This window comes from Burkholderia sp. BCC1998 (assembly GCF_905339875.1).
Classification (GTDB): Bacteria; Pseudomonadota; Gammaproteobacteria; order Burkholderiales; family Burkholderiaceae; genus Burkholderia.
The window spans coordinates 139,058-157,098 of the sequence record NZ_CAJPHE010000005.1 but is presented as its reverse complement, the minus strand read 5'-3'; the positions used below and the strand labels follow the sequence as shown (position 1 = coordinate 157,098).

Genomic DNA, 18,041 nt, shown 5'->3' with positions numbered 1-18,041 from the left:
CGGTCAGTTCGGCAACGGACACAGCTTCACGTACAGATGCTCGGGCCCGGAGTTGGTCAGGTTGTTGCCCCGCACATACTGGATCGGCCGTTCCGGATCGAGCGAAATGACGCCGATCTTGCGGGCCAGCGCCTTCGTCGCGATCAGCGTCTCCAGCTTGGTGAGCGGCGCCCCGAGGCATTTGTGCATGCCGTTGCCGAAACCGAGGTGACCGCTGGCATCACGGTCGATATCGAACGTTTCGCCGTCGGCAAACTTGCGGCTGTCGCGGTTCGCGGCCGACAGCAGCAACCGCACCACCGCGCCCTTGGGCAAGTCCACGCCGGCAACGGTCGTCGCCTCGGTGGTGATGCGACTCACGCGCTGGACGGTCCCGCGATAGCGCGCCACCTCCTCGACGAATCGATCCGCATCGGCGGGGTTGTCGCGGATACGCGCGAGCAGCTCCGGTTGTTCGGCGAACATGCGGAACGCGTTCGCGACCATGATCGTCGTCGTATCGTGCCCGGCGATGAACACGAACGCGCACAGCTCCTTCGCTTCCTTCTCCGAAAGCAGGCCGTCTTTCCACATGCGCGCGATATGCCCGCCGATCGACTGGCTGTCGGTACGTGCGAGCCGCTCCATCGCATCCTTCAGGTAGGCGAAGAACGCATGCGCGCTTTGCTCGTCGGTGCCCGTTCCCGGCGCGTTGCGAGCGAGCCGCCCGAAATAGCTGAAGGTCTCGTCGGACCAGAACTTCATTTTTTCCTCATCCTCGTTCGGCACGTCGATCATCGCGGAAATGGTCGAAATGCTGAGCGGGATCGCGAAATCGTTCACGACATCACCGCCGCCCTTCGCGATCATCGCGTCGAGCAAGTCCTCCGCCCGTTGCGCGATCTGCTCGATGAAGGGATCCAGCGCCAGCGGCAGGAACGAAGGCTGGACGACCTTCCGCAACCGCGAGTGGTCGGGCGCGTCGAACAGTGTCAGGAACGTCAACGGCGGCGGGCTGACGACCTCGGATGAAAACAGCTTCGGATTGCGAATGGCCTGGTAGACGTCGTCATAGCGCGAGATGAACCAGACATCCGACGTCGCCGACTGGCAACGCAGCACCGGCGCATGCTCGCGCATCCAGCGGTAGTGCTCGTAGGGGTCGCCCTGCGAACCGTCATCGACCACCTTGAACGGTGCCAACCCTTCCGGCCACGCCAGTTCATGCGAATACGGCGGCAGCGTTCTTGCCGTGAACGGGCAGACCTGCGGCGCAGGTTCCGCCACGACAGGCTGCGGCGCGGGCGCTGCGACGGCGCGTGCCGTCTCGCCGGATGCCATGCGCTCCAGCGCGCGGCTCATCGTTGCCTTGGAATGACGTGCATGCAGCGCAATCACGTCTCTTGCCGCATTTAGGTCGCCGAGCTCGAACGCAGCGACAATGTCCCGGTGCTGCTGGACGATATCGCCGACGATCTCGATCTGGTCGGTCAACGCGCGCGCGATGTAGTCCTGCACGGCCAGTTGCCGGTAGAGCGCCAGCAGTTGCGTGTTCCCCGACGCCTCGATCGTGAACAGATGGAACGCGTGATTTGCCTCGATATAGCGCGGCACGTCGGTAAAGCGCTGCCCGGACACGAACGGCGCAGTCGCCTCGGCGAGCCGGCGGAACGTGATCAATTGCTCGCTCGACAGCCGGCCGATGGTCAGCTGTGCCGCACCCAGTTCGAGGGCCATTCGCAGGTCGAACGCTTCATCGACGTCGACCGGCGCGATGCGCTCCTCGCCCGTCTGGACCACGAGGCCGGTGCCGGCGAATTTCTCGTAGTAGAAGTTGCGCGGTGTCAGCCCTTCCGACGAGAGAAAATCGCGCACCGCATCCACCATCGGCGGCGGGCCGCACAGGTACACGTCCGCGTCGCCGCCATTGAGCTGCGGAGCGGCGATATGGTGGGTGACGTAGCCCTTGTTCGGATAGGCACTGTCGGGATGGGCGACCGTGCACACATAGGTGAAATTCGGCAGGCGCTGCGCATACGATTCGAGGCGATCGACGCCGACCAGATCCTCATCGCCGTTCACACCGAGGATCAGGTGAACCGGATAGGGGCTGCCGCCGTCCGCGACGATCTTGTCCAGCATCGAGAGGAACGGCGCGAGGCCCGTGCCGCCCGCGAGGAACAGCACCGGCCGCAGGATCGGGCGCAGATAGAAGCTTCCCATCGGACCACGAAATTCGATCGGGTCGCCGACTTTGGCGGATTCGCAAAGCCAGGTCGACATCGCGCCTGCGCGCACGTTGCGCACGAGAAAGGACACCTGCGACTCGGACGGCCCCGAGCTGAACGAGTACGACCGTGTCTGGTCCGTGTCGGGCACCTGGATGTTCACGTACTGCCCGGGCAGGAAACCGAGATCCGCGCGATTCTCGAGCTCGACGGAAAAGACGATCGTCGTGGCTGACGCGCGTTGGCACGCGGAAATTCGTCCCCGGAAGGAGGACGGCCCCGTGCCCGACACATCGGAACTCGTCGCGATCCGGATCACACAGTCGGAACGCGGCGTCATCTGGCATGTAAGTACCGTGCGGGCGCTCGCTTCGTCCGGCGTCAGCGCCTCTTCCACACAGTCGCCGAGCTCGTATTCGCCGGACTCGCAGATCGCCTTGCAGGTACCGCACACGCCGTCGCGGCAATCGAGCGGGATATTGATCCGGGCGCGAATGGCGGCATCGGTGATGCGCTCGTTCTCATCGCACTCGATGAAGCGGGTCACTTCGTCCTCGAAGCGCAGGGTGATCTGATAGGGCATGGCGGTGTCTCCTCTGAAGCCGGCGCGATGCGACCTTGCCTCTCGCAGGCGCCCGGTGGGTTTGATGACGCCAATTTAGAGCCTGCGCCGCGTTCCCCTCAACGGACAGAGACGACGTTGTCCCGGACAAAACGTGCATCACGAGCGGCGCCGGATGTCCGTGTGCAACGGCCGGCGCGCACACCCGCCGCGATTGGAAATCCGAATCTGCGGCGCGTCGGAACGGGTTAAGCGGCGCCGCCATGTTCGCTCTCGCACGTGTCGAATCGGGACGCTGTCGCGATCCGGCACGACCGTCGGCCAATCTGCGTTCGGTCGCTCGGACGACAGCGCCGGATTTACGGCTGCCGGTTGGCGGCGCGCACTCGCTGGGCTCCAACAATCACTGGCCGCGCCCCCTGCAACGCCGCGCGCCGGCCCGCTTTGCGCCGCCGCGATCCTGCATTACCATCGGGCGTCCGCCGCGCGTACCCGCGCGCCCCGCCACTTCTCCGCTTCCGCACCCATGCTCGCCCTCATCATCGTCGCCGGCCTGTGGGCCGGCCTGCAAAACGCCCTCGCGGGCGGCGGCTCGTTCGTCACGCTGCCCGCGCTGATCGTGTCGGGAATGTCGCCGCTCGCGGCGAACATCACGTCGACGGTCGCGCTGTTTCCCGGCCAGGTCACGACGGGCTGGGCCAGCCGGAACATGGTGCGCGGCGCGGGCAAGCTATCGTTTCGCGCGCTGTTCGCGATCAGCGTGGTCGGCGGCGCGCTCGGCGGGCTGCTGCTGCTGAAAACCCCGTCGTCGATCTTCTCGCACCTCGTGCCGTGGCTCGTGCTGTTCGCGACGGTCGTGTTCGCATGGGGCAGCTTCTTCCGCAAGACCGGCGCCGGCACGCAGCATGTCGGCCCCGTCACGGCCGCGATCTCGCAGTTCCTGATCGCGATCTACGGCGGCTACTTCGGCGGCGGCATCGGCTTCCTGATGATGGCCGCGCTGACGATGGCCGGCCTGTCGCCGCGTCACGCGATGTCGACCAAGAACGCGCTCGCGGGCGTGATGAACGCGTCGGCGGTCGTGCTGTTCCTGACCTCGCCGCACCTCCACTGGCGCGAGGCCATCGCGCTCGGCGGCGGCGCGATCGTCGGCGGCCTGCTCGGCGCGTGGGCGCTGCACCGCGTGAACGAGCGCGTGCTGCGGATCGCGATCGTCTGCATCGGCGCCGCGCTGACCGTGGGGCTGTTCGTCAAGCCGATCTGACGCACGCGCGCCGATCGCGCCGACGGCACGCATGCCGTCGGTCGCGACGAACTCGCGATCGATAGGCAGGTGCGTCGAGCGATGGCGGGCAATGCGCCCGCCTCGATGTCGCGGGCGGATTCGCGGGCGCGGCGGGCGGCTTGCGCGCCGCGCTCGTCAATGCTTGCAGGCGCGCGCGTTCAACCGAACGGCCGCACGCCGATCAGCGGGCCGTGCAGGAACCACGCGAAGACGGCCCATACGACGAGTCCGACGACGATCGTCACGGCATCGCCCGACAGGCTGCCGGCCGGATAGCGAACGCCGTTGCGGCGATCGCGTGCGCGCCACACGACGAAATCGACCAGCGACCACACGAAGAATGCGCCGAACAGCACGACCGCGTGCAGCGTGCCGTTCGCGAGCAGGTGCGCGATCGCCCATACCATCACGCCGGCCACCATCGGATGGCCGACGAGCGTCTTGATGCGGTTGCGCGGCACGTAGGATGCGGCGATCAGCACGAACGCGATCGCGGTCAGCATGCCGGTGAGATGGCGAACGCCGACGGGCGACACCCACAGCAGCGTCCCGCCCTGGCGCGCGATCCCGTAACCCCAGATGATCAGCACGAAGCCGACGATCGACGCGATCGCATAGGGGCCCTTCCAGCGTTTCTCGCCGATCCGCTCGATGGTCGCGGATCGCCAGCCGTCCGCGACGATCCGAATCGAATGCACACCGAGGAAGATCGCTAAACCGAGAATCAGGACGAGCATCGGTTGTCTCCGTCTGGAACCATGAGTGGGGAATCATTCGCGCGCCTTTCGATGCGCCGTTCGCGAGGCCGGCGACACGGCCGGCGCTACGGTTGCTTGCGCTTCGCCACGGATTTCGTGGCCGGTTTCGAAACAGGTTTCGGCGCCGCTTTCGCGGATTGTTTCACAGACGCTTTCGCAGCCGGCTTCACACTCCGTTTCTCGGCCGGCGTCGACGCGGCTGCCGTCTTCGGCTCCGCAGGCGGCTTCGGCGCCGCCTTCACCTTCGCCTTGCGCTTCGGCGCCCCCGCCAGCAACGCCGCCCGATACGCGCCGCGGCACCAGTCGAACAGCGCGCCCGCATCCTCGAGCACGTCGGCCGGCGTTTCGTAATAACCCTCGAGCGCAACGGTGCGCGTGGGACGCTCATACGAGAACGGCCCCATCCCCGCCGCCACGAACGCGGGACGGTTCACGTCGTCGACGCGCAGGAACAGCGACCCGCGCGATATGAAGCCGAACATCACGCCGTCGAGCCGCATCGCGGCGCCGCTGAAGAACCGCACGACCTCTACCTTGCCGAGCGGCGCGAGCCGGTACGCAATCTCCTCGCCGTGCGCCTTCTCCGATTGCCAGCTCATGCGGGCTCCGTGCAGCGCTGTGTCCACACGTCGAGTTCCGCGTCGTCGAAGCCGACGGCCGCCGCGCTTTCGCGGATCTGCCGCCACGTCGCGCGATCGACCGGAATGCCGTCCAAGCCGCGTGCGGCGCGGCTCGCCTCCTCCGGCTCGCCGGGCATCCGCACCGGCGCATCGCCCGCCTGCGGCGACGCCTTCGCCCATGCGACGAACGCATCGGCTTCGCGCTGCGCATCGGCCGCATCGAACGCGTCCGGATCGATCAGCACCGACAGCATCCCGTTGACGATCGCGCTCGTCTTCTGCAGCGTGTCGCCGTAGGTCGTATGCCCGCCGACCAGCGCGCCGCCGAAGATCTCGCACATCGCGGCCAGCGCATACCCCTTGTGCAGCCCGAACGGCAGCAGTGCGCCGAACGGCTGCTCGTGCATCACGGCCGGATCGTCGGTCGGCTGGCCGCGATGATCGATCAGCGACCCGGCCGGCACGCGCTTGCCCTGGTTGTACGCGACCCGCGTCTTGCCGTAAGCGATCGCGCTCGTCGCGAAATCGAGCAGCAGCGGCGGCCGCCCCGCGCGCGGATACGCGGCGCAGAACGGATTCGTGCCGAAGCGCGGATCGGTGCCGTGCAGCGGCGCGACGAGCAAGTCGCCCGGCACGTTGACGAAATGGAACGACACGAGCCCCGAGCGCGCGCACTGCTCGGCCCAGTGCCCGATGCGGCCGAGGTGATGGACGTCGCGCAGCCCGATCGCACAGATACCCATGCGCCGTGCCCGCTCGATGCCTTCGATCATCGCCTCGAATGCGATCACCTGGCCGAAGCCGCGCCCGCCGTCGATGGTGAGCACCGCACCGCCGTCGCGGACGATCGACGCGTGCCCGTTCAACTGCAACTGCCCTTCCCGCCACGACGCGACGTAGTTCGGGATCATCCCGATCCCGTGCGAATCGTGCCCGGCCAGATTCGCGCCGATCAGGTGATCGGCGACGAGCCGCGCCTCGCGCTCGCTGCTGCCGACCCGCTCCCAGAGTGCCGCGACGAACGCGTGCAGCGGTTCGGCGCGCATGCGCAGCGGGTCGGTATCGGGGGTCGGCAGCGCGGTCATCGGCAAGGCTCCGTCAGGTCGGGTTGGATCCGGTCGGGTCGGGACAGACAGCGCGAACACTCAGCGCGCGGACGCGATCACGTCCGCCACCGCCGCGGTCAGCTTCTTCGCGTACGGCACGTGCAGGAACTCGTTCGGGCCGTGCGCATTCGACTTCGGCCCGAGCACGCCGCACACCATGAACTGCGCGGACGGGAAGCCGGCCTGCAGCACGTTCATCAGCGGGATCGTGCCGCCGAGGCCCATGTACGCGCAGTCCGCGCCGAAGTGGCGGCGCGACGCGGCGTCGAGCGACGACGCGAGCCACGGCGCGAGATCCGGCGCGCTCCAGCCGGTCGCGGCGCCCGCATCCGGCTTGAACGTGACCTTCGCGTTGTACGGCGGATCGAGTTCGAGCAGTTCCTTCAGCTGCTGCACGGCCTGAGCGGCGTCGACGAGCGGCGGCAGGCGCAGCGACAGCTTGAACGCGGTGCGCGGACGCAGCACGTTGCCCGCGTCGGCGAGCGCCGGCAGGCCGGCCGCGCCCGTCACCGACAGCGACGGACGCCACGTCGAGTTCAACAGCGCCTCGCGCGGATCGGTGGTGGTCGGCAGCACCGGCTTGCCGTCCGCGCCGCATGCCCACGGCAGCCCCTTCCACACGGCGTCGCCGAGGATCGCGGCGGCCGCGTCGGCTTCGCGCACGCGGCTGTCGGGAATCTCGCAATGGAACACGCCCGGCAGCAGGTTGCCGTTCCTCGCGTCTTCCAGGCGCTCGAACAGCTGGCGCATCACGCGGAAGCTCGACGGCGCGATGCCACCGAACACGCCCGAGTGAACACCCTCCTCGAGCACCTCGACCTGCAGGTCGCCGGACACCAGCCCGCGCAGCGACGTCGTCAGCCACATCTGGTCGTAGTTGCCGGCGCCCGAATCGAGGCACACGACGAGCGACACCTGGCCGAGCCGGTCGCGCAGCGCATCGACGTACGGCAGCAGGTCGTAGCTGCCCGACTCCTCGCAGGTCTCGATCAGGCCGACGCAGCGCGGGCGTTCGACGCCCTGCTCGTCGAGCGCGCCGAGCGCGGCGAGGCTCGCGTAGATCGCGTAGCCGTCGTCCGCGCCGCCGCGGCCGTACAGCTTGCCGTTCTCGAACTTCGGCGTCCACGGGCCGAGGTCCGCGCGCCAGCCGTCGAATTCGGGCTGCTTGTCGAGGTGGCCGTACAGCAGGATCGTGTCGGTGCTGCCCGAGCGGGTTGCGGGGGTTTCGAAGAAGATCACCGGCGTACGGCCGGGCAAGCGCACGATCTCGAGCTTCAGGCCTTTCACCGGCTGGCGTTCGGCCCACTGCGCGGCATCGGTGACGACCCGTTCGAGATAGCCGCGCTTCGCCCAGTCGGGGTCGAAGGCGGGGCTCTTCGCGGGGATCGCGATGTAGTCGGTCAGTGCGTGGAGGATTTCATCGTTCCACTTGCGCTCGACGAAGGTAACGAGCTTGTCATGGTCGAGGACGGGGGTAGTGTCGACGGAGGTCATGGTGGGGTGCCTGGATAGGGCTGACGAAACACCGGATGATACGCCGATGCCCCCGCCCCGGGGCGCTTTCCGTGCCGTATTCAGGGCCCGTTCGGGCCCGTTTCCCGCAGCGCGTCGCGCCCCCGCTCAAACGGCCTGCGGGAATGCGTCGCGCAACCCCGCCGCGCACGCGATCGCGTCGTCCCACAGCCGCCGGGTCAGCGCCCCGGCATCCTCTTCCCGCGCGAGCGCCGCGGCCTCGCCCGACCACAGCAGCGAGAAATCGTCGCGCCCCTGCCGCTCGAACGCGCCGCGCAGCGGATCGACCGCCGCCGTCGCGAGCGGGAACGCGGGCGCCAGCGCGCTCATCGGCCCCTGCTCGCGCATGAAGCGCGTCAGCAGGCCGCGTCCGGGGCGGCCCGTATAGAGGTTGGTCACGCGCGTACCGTCGTCGCGTGCGGCCCGCAGCGCCGCGCGATGCTGCGCCGAGCGGCCGGCCTGCGGCGTCAGCAGGTAGCCGGTGCCGATCTGCACCGCGCGTGCGCCGAGCGCGAACGCGGCCGCGATGCCGCGGCCATCGGCGATCGCGCCGGCGGCGATCACCGGCGCGCGCACCGCGTCGACGATCTGCGGCAGCAGCGCGAACAGGCCCGGCTGCGCGTGGATGTCGTCGGTCAGGAACATCCCGCGATGCCCGCCCGCCTCGGCGCCCTGCGCGACGATCGCATCGACGCCGCGCGCATCGAGCCAGCGCGCTTCCTCGACGGTCGTCGCGGACGAGACGATCAACGCGCCCGTGCGCCGCACCCGTTCGAGCAGCGCTTCGTCCGGCAAACCGAAATGGAAGCTCACGACAGCCGGGCGCAATTCCTCGACGACCGCGCACATCGCATCGTCGAACGGCGCGCGGCCAGGGCCGCCCTTCACGTCGGCCGGATCGAGCCCGGCTTCCGCGTAGTAGCCGGCCAGCGCCGCGCGCCAGCGCGCGTCGACCTCGGCATCGGGCGCGGGCGGCGCATGACAGAAGAAGTTGACGTTGAACGGCGCCGGCGTGCGTGCGTGGATCGCCGCGATCTCGTCGCGCAACTGCTGCGGGCCGAGCGCCGCACATGCGAGCGAGCCGAGCCCGCCCGCCTCGCAGACCGCAATCGTCAGCGGGCTCAGGGAACCGACCATCGGAGCCTGGATCAGCGGCAGGCGGGAAGGCAGCATCGTCATCGGAATCACCGTTCGGTAGAAATAATCAATGGTGCGGGCGAGCGCATTTCGAGCGCTCGATAATAACCGACTAATTCAATCAGGGTTTGCCGACTCATTCAGCCCGCAAATTTAATTAACCGGTTCGGCAAAAATCGATTATCCGTTCAACCTGCACCGCATCTCACCTTCGCCCCGAAACCACCACCCGGACGGCCCGGACAGGCCATTCCCCCCGGTGCGGCCACCTTCAGCCGCACCAAAGCGTTTCACCCTTTTCAATGATCGACATCAATATTCAAGATATTAAATGGCCTCGCTCACCCTTATTAAACTTCATTAGGAGATAAGATGCTGTCGTTCAATAAAACGACGATCCATTCCGGAATCGTCGACCGGCGCCGGGCCGCGCCACCTCAACCGCATCACGACCATTCAAGGAGCCTCGCATGTCCGATGCCAGCTCGTCCTCCTCCCGTTCCGCCGCCGCGCCAGCCGCGACCGCCGCGCCGAAAATCGGCGTCATCCCCGCCACGCTGATGGTCGCGGGCAACATGATGGGCTCCGGCGTCTTCATGCTGCCCGCGAACCTCGCCGCCACCGGCGGCATCGCGATTTTCGGCTGGCTGATCACCGTGGTCGGTGCCGTGTCGCTCGCGCTGGTGTTCGCGAAGCTCGCGGCGATCGACCCGGCCGCCGGCGGCCCGTATGCGTATGCGCGCAAGGCCTTCGGCCCGTACATCGGTTACCAGACCAACCTGATCTACTGGCTCGCGAACGTGCTCGGCAACGTCGGCCTCGCGGTCGCCGGCCTCGGCTATCTCACGCACTTCTTCCCGGTCCTGCACGACCCGCTCGTGTTCGCGCTCGCGCAGATCTTCGTGATCTGGCTGTTCACCTACGCGAACATCCTCGGGCCGAACGTGGTCGGCCGCGTGCAGTCGGTCACGACGATCTTCGCGCTCGTGCCGATCCTCGGGATGGCCGTGTTCGGCTGGTTCTGGTTCAGCAAGGACGTGTACTTCGCCGGCTGGAACGTGTCGGGCGCGAGCAGCTTCAGCGCGATCGGCGCGACGCTGAACTTCACGCTGTGGGCGTTCATCGGCGTCGAGAGCGCGTCGGTGTCGGCCGGCGTCGTCGAGAACCCGTCGCGCAACGTGCCGATCGCGACCGTCGGCGGCGTCGTGCTCGCGGCCGTCTGCTACGTGCTCAGCTCGACCGTGATCATGGGGATGATCCCGAACAAGGCGCTGCTCGCGTCGAGCGCGCCGTTCGCGGATGCCGCGCGCCTCGCGCTCGGCGACACCGCCGCGAACGCGGTCGCGATCTGCGCGGCGCTCGGCTGCCTCGGCTCGCTCGCGGGCTGGACGCTGCTGGTCGGCCAGACCGCGAAGGCAGCGGCCGACGACGGCCTGTTCGCCGGCGTGTTCGCCCGCGTCAACTCGAAGAACGTGCCGTCGGCCGGCCTCGCGATCGTCGCGGTCATCATGTCGGTGCAGGTGCTCGCGACGATGTCGCCGAGCGCGAGCGAGCAGTTCGGCAAGATCGCGTCGATCGCCGTGATCATGACGCTCTTGCCGTACATCTACTCGTGCATCGCGATCAAGGTGCTCGGCTACGGCAAGATGCCGTCGCACCAGTTCACCTTCTACACGATCGTCGGCCTGATCGGCGCCGTCTACGCGCTGTGGGCGATGGTCGGCTCCGACGGCCAGCAGACGCGCTGGTCGCTGATCTTCGTGATCGCGACGATCGTGTTCTACGAGCTGTCGATCAACCGCCAGCGCGAAATCGAGGAAACCCATGTCCATCCGGGCGGCCGCTCGCCGCGCTGGGTGCGCTACCTCGCGCTCGGCGTGACCATCGTCGCGCTCGTCGCGACCTTCTGGATCTCCGTGGGCCGACACGAGGCCGACATCCTTCACGCACGCTCGCCGGCCGCCGCAGCAGGCATCCCGGCAACTCAACAAACGGGGGAATGACCCATGACCGCTTCCTTGACCCAACCGGCGTTCCGCCGCCTCGGCATGAAGGCGCTGCTCGTGCAGCACGACATCGACGAACGCACGGCCACCGGACGCGCGGCCACCGCGCTCGTCGAAGAATTGCGCACGCGGCTCGTCGACGTCGTGATCGCAACCTCAGCCGAAGACGCACGCGCGGTGGTCGACGCCGATCCCGCGATCCAGTGCCTGCTGCTCAACTGGGAGCTCGGCAACGATCCCGCTCATGCGCCCGCGCAGGCCGTGCTGGACGCGATGCGCGCGCGCAATGCGACGGTGCCGGTGTTCCTGCTCGCGAGCCGCGCGAGCGCGGCGGCGATTCCCGTCGACGCGATGCGCAAGGCCGACGACTTCATCTGGATGCTGGAGGACACGACCGCATTCATCGGCGGGCGGATCGTCGCCGCGATCGAACGCTACCGCGAAACCGTGCTGCCGCCGATGTTCCGCGCGCTCGCGCAGTTCTCGCGCGTGTACGAATACTCGTGGCACACGCCGGGCCACACGGGCGGCACCGCGTTCCTGAAATCGCCGGTCGGCCGCGCGTACTTCGAATTCTTCGGCGAAGCGCTGTTCCGCTCGGACCTGTCGATCTCGGTCGGCGAACTCGGCTCGCTGCTCGATCACTCGGGCCCGATCGGCGAAAGCGAACGCTACGCGGCGCGCGTGTTCGGCGCGCACCGCACGTATCACGTGACGAACGGCTCGTCGATGTCGAACCGCGTGATCCTGATGGCGAGCGTCACGCGCAACCAGGTCGCGCTGTGCGATCGCAACTGCCACAAGTCGGCCGAGCATGCGATGACGATGTCGGGCGCGATTCCGACCTACCTGATTCCGTCGCGCAATCATTACGGGATCATCGGGCCGATCATGCCGGAACGGCTCACGGCCGCCGCCGTGCGTCTCGCGATCGACGCGAACCCGCTCGTGCGCGGCCGCGACGGCATCGACCCGACGCCCGTGCATGCGCTGATCACGAACTCGACGTACGACGGCCTCTGCTACAACGTCACGCGCATCGAGGAACTGCTCGGCCAGAGCGTCGACCGGTTGCATTTCGACGAGGCATGGTACGGCTACGCGCGCTTCAACCCGATCTACCGCGATCGCCACGCGATGCACGGCGATCCGTCGCAGCACGACGCGAGCAAGCCGACCGTGTTCGCGACACAGTCGACGCACAAGCTGCTCGCCGCGCTGTCGCAGGCGTCGTTCATCCATGTCCGCAACGGCCGCAACCCGATCGAGCACGCGCGCTTCAACGAGGCGTACATGATGCATGCATCGACGTCGCCGAACTACGCGATCATCGCGTCGAACGACGTGAGCGCCGCGATGATGGACGGCCCCGGCGGCGAGGCGCTGACCACCGACGCGATCCGCGAGGCCGTGTCGTTCCGCCGGATGCTCGCGCGGCTGCATGCGGAATGCGAGGAGAACGACGACTGGTTCTTCAACGGCTGGCAGCCGGACACCGTGGTCGATCGCAAGACGGGCCGGCGCGTGCGCTTCCATGAAGCGGACGAAACGCTGCTCGCCACCGATCCGTCATGCTGGGTGCTGCATCCGGGCGACACATGGCACGGCTTCGGCGAGATCGAGGACGATTACTGCATGCTCGATCCGATCAAGGTGTCGATCGTCACGCCGGGCGTCGCGCCGCACGGCGGGCTGATGCCGGTCGGCATTCCGGCGTCGGTCGTCACCGCGTACCTGGACCGGCACGGCATCGTCGTCGAGAAGACGACCGACTTCACGATCCTGTTCCTGTTCTCGCTCGGCGTGACGAAAGGCAAGTGGGGCACGCTCGTCAACACGCTGCTCGACTTCAAGCGCGACTACGATGCGAACGCGCCGCTCGAGCAGGCGCTGCCGGAGCTCGTCGCGCGCTATCCGGACCGCTACGGCACGCTCGGCCTGCGCGACCTGTGCGACCTGATGTTCAGCGCGATGAGCGACCTGAAGACGACCGAGATGATGTCGCGCGGCTTCTCGACGCTGCCGCAGCCCGACTTCAGCCCGGCCGAGGCGTACGAGCATCTCGTGCACAACGACATCGAGATGCTGGAACTCGCCGAGATGGCGGGCCGCACCGTCGCGACGGGCGTGGTGCCCTATCCGCCCGGCATTCCGCTGCTGATGCCCGGCGAGAACGCGGGGCCGGCCGACGGCCCGCTGCTCGGCTACCTGAAGGCGCTCGAGCAGTACGACCTGCGCTTCCCCGGCTTCACGCACGACACGCATGGCGTCGAAGTCGAGGACGGCGTGTACCGGATCGCGTGCATCAAGCAAACCGCGCGCGATACCCGCAATACCAACACGCGCTGAGCATGCGCGCCGCGACGCCGCGCCGGCAGGATGCGGCAGGCGTCGCGACGCGCGATGAACCGGCCGGTCATGCCGGCAACTGATTAACCCACGCAGCAAGCTGCGCTTCGCCTTCTTCGTCGAGCTTGCCCTTCAGTTCCCCGTACCACGGCGCGATCGCGTCGGCCGGCTGCGTGGCCTTCAGGATCTCGAGACTGTTCTCGAGGAACGACGAAAAGAACGGAATGCCGCGCATGTAGAGGAAGGTCGAATCGGTGATCCGCACGTGGCCGTACACGTCGCGCACCCACGCGAGATGCGGCAGCGCCTCGCGCAGGTGGCCGCCTTGCATCAGCGCCGAAATGAAGTTCACGCGCGCCGCGACGTCGGACTGCTCGTGCGTGTCGTGATTGACCTCGGCGGCCTTCTGCATCCACGCTTCGCCGCGCTCCACTTCGTCGCACATCACCGACGTCGTCGCGAGCTGCACCGCGTTGTGCGCGCTCGGCTCGTGGTCGAACAGCGCGAGCCAGTACGGGAACGCTTCCCGGTAACGCTTCATCGCCGAGTACGACAGCGCGCACAGGCGCGCCGCGTCGGCCAGCCGCTCCACGTGCGGCGCGGCGGCCGCGATCGCATCCTCGTGCCGGCCGGCCTGGAATGCCCTCAGCGCGGGCGCGAGTTCCGGCGCGATGTCGGGGCCGCCTCGTTCGTTCGTATCGCCGGATCCTTCCGTTGCTTCCGACGCTCCGCGTGCGTCGTGCGCGGAACGCGCAGGCGCTGCCGCTTCGTCACGCGTTTTCTTTCCGAACAGCTTGCCCAGCAGGCCCATGATGATTGTCCTTGTCGTTGTCGTTGCGAGCGGGAATGGCGGCGCCGCATCTACGGTCGCCGCACGGCGATCGCCATCTTACGCGTGCTCGAAGTCGACAAGAAGCAAACGACGGACTGATTCCGCCGCTGCACGGAAAGACGCGACAATCACGCGTCCGTGGACCTCACACCGCGATCCATCCCACGCCGGTACGCAGCCGGGCTCGTCGCCGCGACGCGCCGGAAATGCCGGCGCAACGATTCCTCGGAACCGAACCCGGCGCGCGCGGCAATCTGCGCGAGCGACAGCCCGGGATGCGCTTCGAGCATGTCCTTCGCGACGTTCACGCGCTCGCGGATCAGCCATGCGAGCGGCGACATCCCCGTTGCATCCGCGAACTGCCGCTGCAGCGTGCGCGTGCTCATCGCGGCCTGCGCGGCCAGCGACGCGAGCGTGTGCGGCTCGGCCGCGTGCGCGCGCATCCAGTCGATCAGCTTCGCGAGCCGGTCGCTGCCGCCCGGCGCGACCGGGCGCGGCACGAACTGCGCCTGGCCGCCGTCGCGATGCGGCGGCAGCACGAGGCGCTGCGCGACGCGGTTCGCGATCGCGCCGCCGTGATCGCGGCGCACGAGATGCAGCAGCATGTCGAGCCCCGCCGCCGAGCCGGCCGACGTGACGATCTGCCCTTCGTCGACGTACAGCGCATCGGGATTCACGCGCAGCGCCGGATAGCGCGCCTGCAGGCGCTCGGCGTAGCGCCAGTGCGTGGTCACGGTGAGCCCGTCGAGCACGCCGGCCGCCGCGAGCACGAACACGCCCGAGCAGATCGAACAGAGCCGCGCGCCGCGACGATGCGCGGCACGCAGCTTCTTCAGCAGCGGCTCCGGCGGCAGCTCGTCCGGATCGCGCCAGCCGGGAATCACGATGGTGTCCGCGCGATCGAGCATCGCGAGCCGGTACGGCGCGGCGACCGTGATGCCGCCCGCCGCGCGCACGGGCCCGGGCTCGCTCGCGCAGACCGCGAAGCGATACCAGTCGACGCAGAGTTCCGGGCGTTCGAGCGCGAACAGTTCGACCACGCAGCCGAACTCGAAGGTGCAGAGGCGATCGTAGGCGAGCGCGACGACGAGATGATTGTGCATGGCGCGATGTTACCGGAACTTGTCGATCGCGCCACTGCCGCGACGGCCGCCGAACCGCGATACTGCCCTTCATTCCGGCGCATTCCGCGCCGTCCTTCAGGAGCGCCTTTCATGTCATACGTCACCGACGTCCCCGCCGCCGACAGCGCCACCGCCCTCGCGCACTTCGACGCATCGCTGCGCTTCGAGACCGATTGCTGGGACGTCCACGATGCACTTGCGTCCGGCGCGCCGGATTTCGTGCTGCTCGACGTCCGGGGTCCGGAACAGTTTGCGGCCGGACACGTGCCCGGCGCGCGCAATCTGCCGCACCGCAAGATCGTCGCCGGCAAGCTCGCCGACCATCCGGCCGACACGCTGTTCGTCGTCTACTGCGCGGGCCCGCACTGCAACGGCGCCGCGCGCGCGGCGATCCGGCTCGCGCGCCTCGGCCGCCCGGTGAAGCTGATGATCGGCGGCGTCACGGGCTGGCTCGACGAAGGTTTCGCGTTGAGCAACGAAGTGCAGCCGGAGGGCGTCGCCATGCGCTGATCGTTATTGAAAACGCAACAATCAATTGCCGGCACACGAACGGAAAAAGCGCGACAATCAGCCTCATTGCAGTTCGGACGGAGCAGCAACATGGAACACACAGTCCTGATTCAGGTGGCCGGTTCGGTCGCAGCGATCGCGCTCTATTTTCTTCCGGCCATCGTCGCCGATCGGCGCAGCCGGCACGACAAGCTGACGATCGCGATGTTCAACGCGCTGTTCGCGTGGACGGGCATCGGCTGGCTGATGACGCTGTACTGGGCATGCCAGCCGAACCCGCAGACCGACGTCGCGCAAACCATCCTCGCGAAGCGCCGCGGCATCAGCATGCGGACCTTCTCGACCGGTCTCGTCGAACGCGTGCAACGCCGCGTCGCCGCCCAGCAACAATGGGCCGAGAAGCAAGGTTGCCGCTAGGCAGTCCCGCCGTTCCGCTTACCTCGCCGCGCCGAACTTCGGCATCCTGACATTGGTCGAGGCCCGGTAGTCCCACACCAGCCTGTCGCGCGGCGCGTCACCGCCCGCGCGCAACCACGCGCCGAACGCCCCCGCCGTCACCGCCCGCGCGATCCGCTCGCCCGGACAGCCGTGCGGCCCCGTGCCGAACCCGAAGTTCGGCCCCGGCGCGCGGCCCGGCAGCAATCGGTGCGGCTCGCGATGCACGGCCGGATCGCGGTTCGCCGCCGCGAGCACGACCAGGATGGCCGCACCGGCATCGACGGTCACGCCGTCGATCGTCGTGCGCGCCGCGACGAAGCGGCGCGTGTTCTGCACCGGCGCATCGAATCGGCCGACCTCGGCGACGAATGCGTCGAGGGCGGCCGTATCCGGCATCGCGCGTTCGCCGTCCGTGCCATCCCATGCGACCAGCACGTTGCCGAGCCACGCGGCCGTCGCCTCGCACGTCTGCGACAGCAACCCGACCAGATTTGCGACCAGCGCGCCGCTCGCGTGCCAGCCCGCGGCGCCGGCCGCCTGCTGAACCGCGGCGACGAGTGAACCGTCCTGGGCCCGTGTGCACGCGACGCGTTCCGTCATCCGGTCGAGCAGTTGCCGCGCGGCTTCGCTCGCGCGGGCCAGCGCGGCGTCGTCCGACAGCGGCGACAGCGCGGCGACGAAGTCGACGACCAGCGCGGCGATATCGTCGAGTTGCGCGCTGTCGAAGCCGAGCAGATCGGCGACCGCGCAGACAGGCACCGTCAGGCACCACGCGTTCAGTGCATCGGCGTCATACGGCGCGCGCAGCCGGCTGCCGGCGAGTTGGGCGGCCCGTTCGCGCAACTCGTTCGCATCGATCGGCGCGAACGCCGCGCGCAGCGCCTGCTTCGGCACGTCGTGCCGCAATGCGCCGTCGTTCATGCGCACCAGTTCGCCGAACAGCGCACCCGCCGTCGACCCGCGCAACGCGGGCGGTACCGGCGCATCGAGCGGCCTGACGCGGCACGCCGGGTGGCCGAGCACGGCCGTCACGCTCGCCGCCCGGCTCGCGACCCACAGGCCGAGCGAGGCGTCGAACGCAAGCGGCGGCCCGTCGACGAGCGTCGCGTAATACGGGTAGGGATCGCGGTGCGTGACCGCGGCAATCGGATGGGTCGGGTTCATGCGTGCAGTATCGGCGCGCCGGGCCGCCGCATGTTTCGGGTTGACGTGAAATGTCGTGGATGTCGTCGGCATGCCGGCACGGCGGGCCACGGCGACATGGCAACCTGCGGCCGGCAAGCGGCGCGGCGCCGCGACGGGCGCGTCGTCAGGCTGCCGACCGGTAGCGGTGCCCCTGCATGCGCACGCGGACGCGCCCGGCGGAAATCGCGCGCGGTTCGGGCACTACCGTTTCGTGATGAAACATTTCCTGCCGGAAGTGGCCGCTGTCGTCGAACCACTGGCAGATCAGCCAGTCGGCATCGTCGAACACGACCGGCCCCGCGTAGGTGACGGTCATGCGCGGCCCGCCGGTTTTCAGCGTCACGACATCGCCGACGCGAACGCCACTGCGGTGATTTTCTCGGATTGTCATCGCTCTCTCGATTTTTTAT

Annotated in this window: 15 protein-coding genes; 5 read left to right on the top strand and 10 right to left on the bottom strand. The window is 68.2% G+C overall.

The window, feature by feature from the left end; genetic code table 11:
* Window positions 1-3 precede the first annotated feature (3 nt).
* Entirely contained in the window at window positions 4-2,790 is a 2,787-nt protein-coding gene (gene benC / locus U5A56_RS11415) for a benzoate 1,2-dioxygenase electron transfer component BenC (protein WP_321922369.1), read from the bottom strand.
* Between the two features lie 505 nt (window positions 2,791-3,295).
* On the opposite strand from benC, the gene U5A56_RS11410 reads away from it, so the two are divergent.
* The gene (locus tag U5A56_RS11410) at window positions 3,296-4,033 is read left to right on the top strand and encodes a sulfite exporter TauE/SafE family protein (protein ID WP_321806997.1); all 738 of its coding nucleotides are present in this window, start codon (window positions 3,296-3,298) and stop codon (window positions 4,031-4,033) included.
* A gap of 179 nt (window positions 4,034-4,212) precedes the next feature.
* Here the strand turns inward: U5A56_RS11410 and U5A56_RS11405 are convergent, their stop codons facing one another.
* The 5 genes from U5A56_RS11405 to U5A56_RS11385 all read right to left on the bottom strand — a co-directional run bounded on the left by U5A56_RS11405 (window position 4,213) and on the right by U5A56_RS11385 (window position 9,229).
* Window positions 4,213-4,791, bottom strand: coding sequence for an NnrU family protein (locus U5A56_RS11405; protein ID WP_321922367.1), 579 nt, complete (start codon window positions 4,789-4,791; stop codon window positions 4,213-4,215).
* An 86-nt stretch (window positions 4,792-4,877) separates the two neighbouring features.
* Window positions 4,878-5,411: a TfoX/Sxy family protein gene (locus U5A56_RS11400; protein ID WP_321922365.1), complete on the bottom strand. Its 534-nt coding sequence runs from the start codon at window positions 5,409-5,411 to the stop codon at window positions 4,878-4,880.
* Complete coding sequence (locus U5A56_RS11395) at window positions 5,408-6,517, bottom strand: malate/lactate/ureidoglycolate dehydrogenase (protein WP_321922363.1); 1,110 nt, start codon at window positions 6,515-6,517, stop codon at window positions 5,408-5,410. The genes U5A56_RS11400 and U5A56_RS11395 overlap by 4 nt, the downstream gene beginning before the upstream one ends.
* Before the next feature lie 60 nt (window positions 6,518-6,577).
* The gene (locus U5A56_RS11390) at window positions 6,578-8,032 is read right to left on the bottom strand and encodes a M20 family metallopeptidase (protein WP_059978156.1); all 1,455 of its coding nucleotides are present in this window, start codon (window positions 8,030-8,032) and stop codon (window positions 6,578-6,580) included.
* Between the two features lie 126 nt (window positions 8,033-8,158).
* The gene (locus tag U5A56_RS11385; RefSeq protein WP_321922358.1) at window positions 8,159-9,229 is read right to left on the bottom strand and encodes a nitronate monooxygenase; all 1,071 of its coding nucleotides are present in this window, start codon (window positions 9,227-9,229) and stop codon (window positions 8,159-8,161) included.
* Window positions 9,230-9,657: 428 nt separating this feature from the next.
* On the opposite strand from U5A56_RS11385, the gene adiC reads away from it, so the two are divergent.
* Complete coding sequence (gene adiC, locus U5A56_RS11380) at window positions 9,658-11,190, top strand: arginine/agmatine antiporter (protein ID WP_321922356.1); 1,533 nt, start codon at window positions 9,658-9,660, stop codon at window positions 11,188-11,190.
* Between the two features lie 3 nt (window positions 11,191-11,193).
* Window positions 11,194-13,542, top strand: a complete 2,349-nt coding sequence (locus U5A56_RS11375; protein WP_321922354.1) for an Orn/Lys/Arg decarboxylase N-terminal domain-containing protein — start codon at window positions 11,194-11,196, stop codon at window positions 13,540-13,542.
* A gap of 67 nt (window positions 13,543-13,609) precedes the next feature.
* Here the strand turns inward: U5A56_RS11375 and U5A56_RS11370 are convergent, their stop codons facing one another.
* Window positions 13,610-14,353, bottom strand: coding sequence for a hypothetical protein (locus tag U5A56_RS11370; protein ID WP_321922352.1), 744 nt, complete (start codon window positions 14,351-14,353; stop codon window positions 13,610-13,612).
* Window positions 14,354-14,502: 149 nt separating this feature from the next.
* A complete protein-coding gene (gene ftrA, locus U5A56_RS11365; RefSeq protein ID WP_321922350.1) occupies window positions 14,503-15,477 on the bottom strand; it encodes a transcriptional regulator FtrA in 975 nt (324 codons plus the stop codon).
* A gap of 111 nt (window positions 15,478-15,588) precedes the next feature.
* Between ftrA and U5A56_RS11360 the strand changes: the two genes are divergently transcribed.
* On the top strand, window positions 15,589-16,008 hold the full coding sequence (locus U5A56_RS11360; RefSeq protein ID WP_321922348.1) for a rhodanese-like domain-containing protein: 420 nt from the start codon (window positions 15,589-15,591) through the stop codon (window positions 16,006-16,008).
* A gap of 90 nt (window positions 16,009-16,098) precedes the next feature.
* Window positions 16,099-16,425 carry a superinfection immunity protein gene (locus U5A56_RS11355; protein WP_044847914.1) on the top strand — a complete coding sequence of 109 codons (327 nt, stop codon included), beginning with the start codon at window positions 16,099-16,101 and terminating at the stop codon, window positions 16,423-16,425.
* An 18-nt stretch (window positions 16,426-16,443) separates the two neighbouring features.
* On the opposite strand, the gene U5A56_RS11350 is transcribed toward U5A56_RS11355, so the two are convergent.
* Complete coding sequence (locus U5A56_RS11350) at window positions 16,444-17,610, bottom strand: cytochrome P450 (protein WP_321922346.1); 1,167 nt, start codon at window positions 17,608-17,610, stop codon at window positions 16,444-16,446.
* Between the two features lie 145 nt (window positions 17,611-17,755).
* Window positions 17,756-18,022 carry a YodC family protein gene (locus tag U5A56_RS11345; RefSeq protein WP_044847912.1) on the bottom strand — a complete coding sequence of 89 codons (267 nt, stop codon included), beginning with the start codon at window positions 18,020-18,022 and terminating at the stop codon, window positions 17,756-17,758.
* Window positions 18,023-18,041 lie beyond the last annotated feature (19 nt).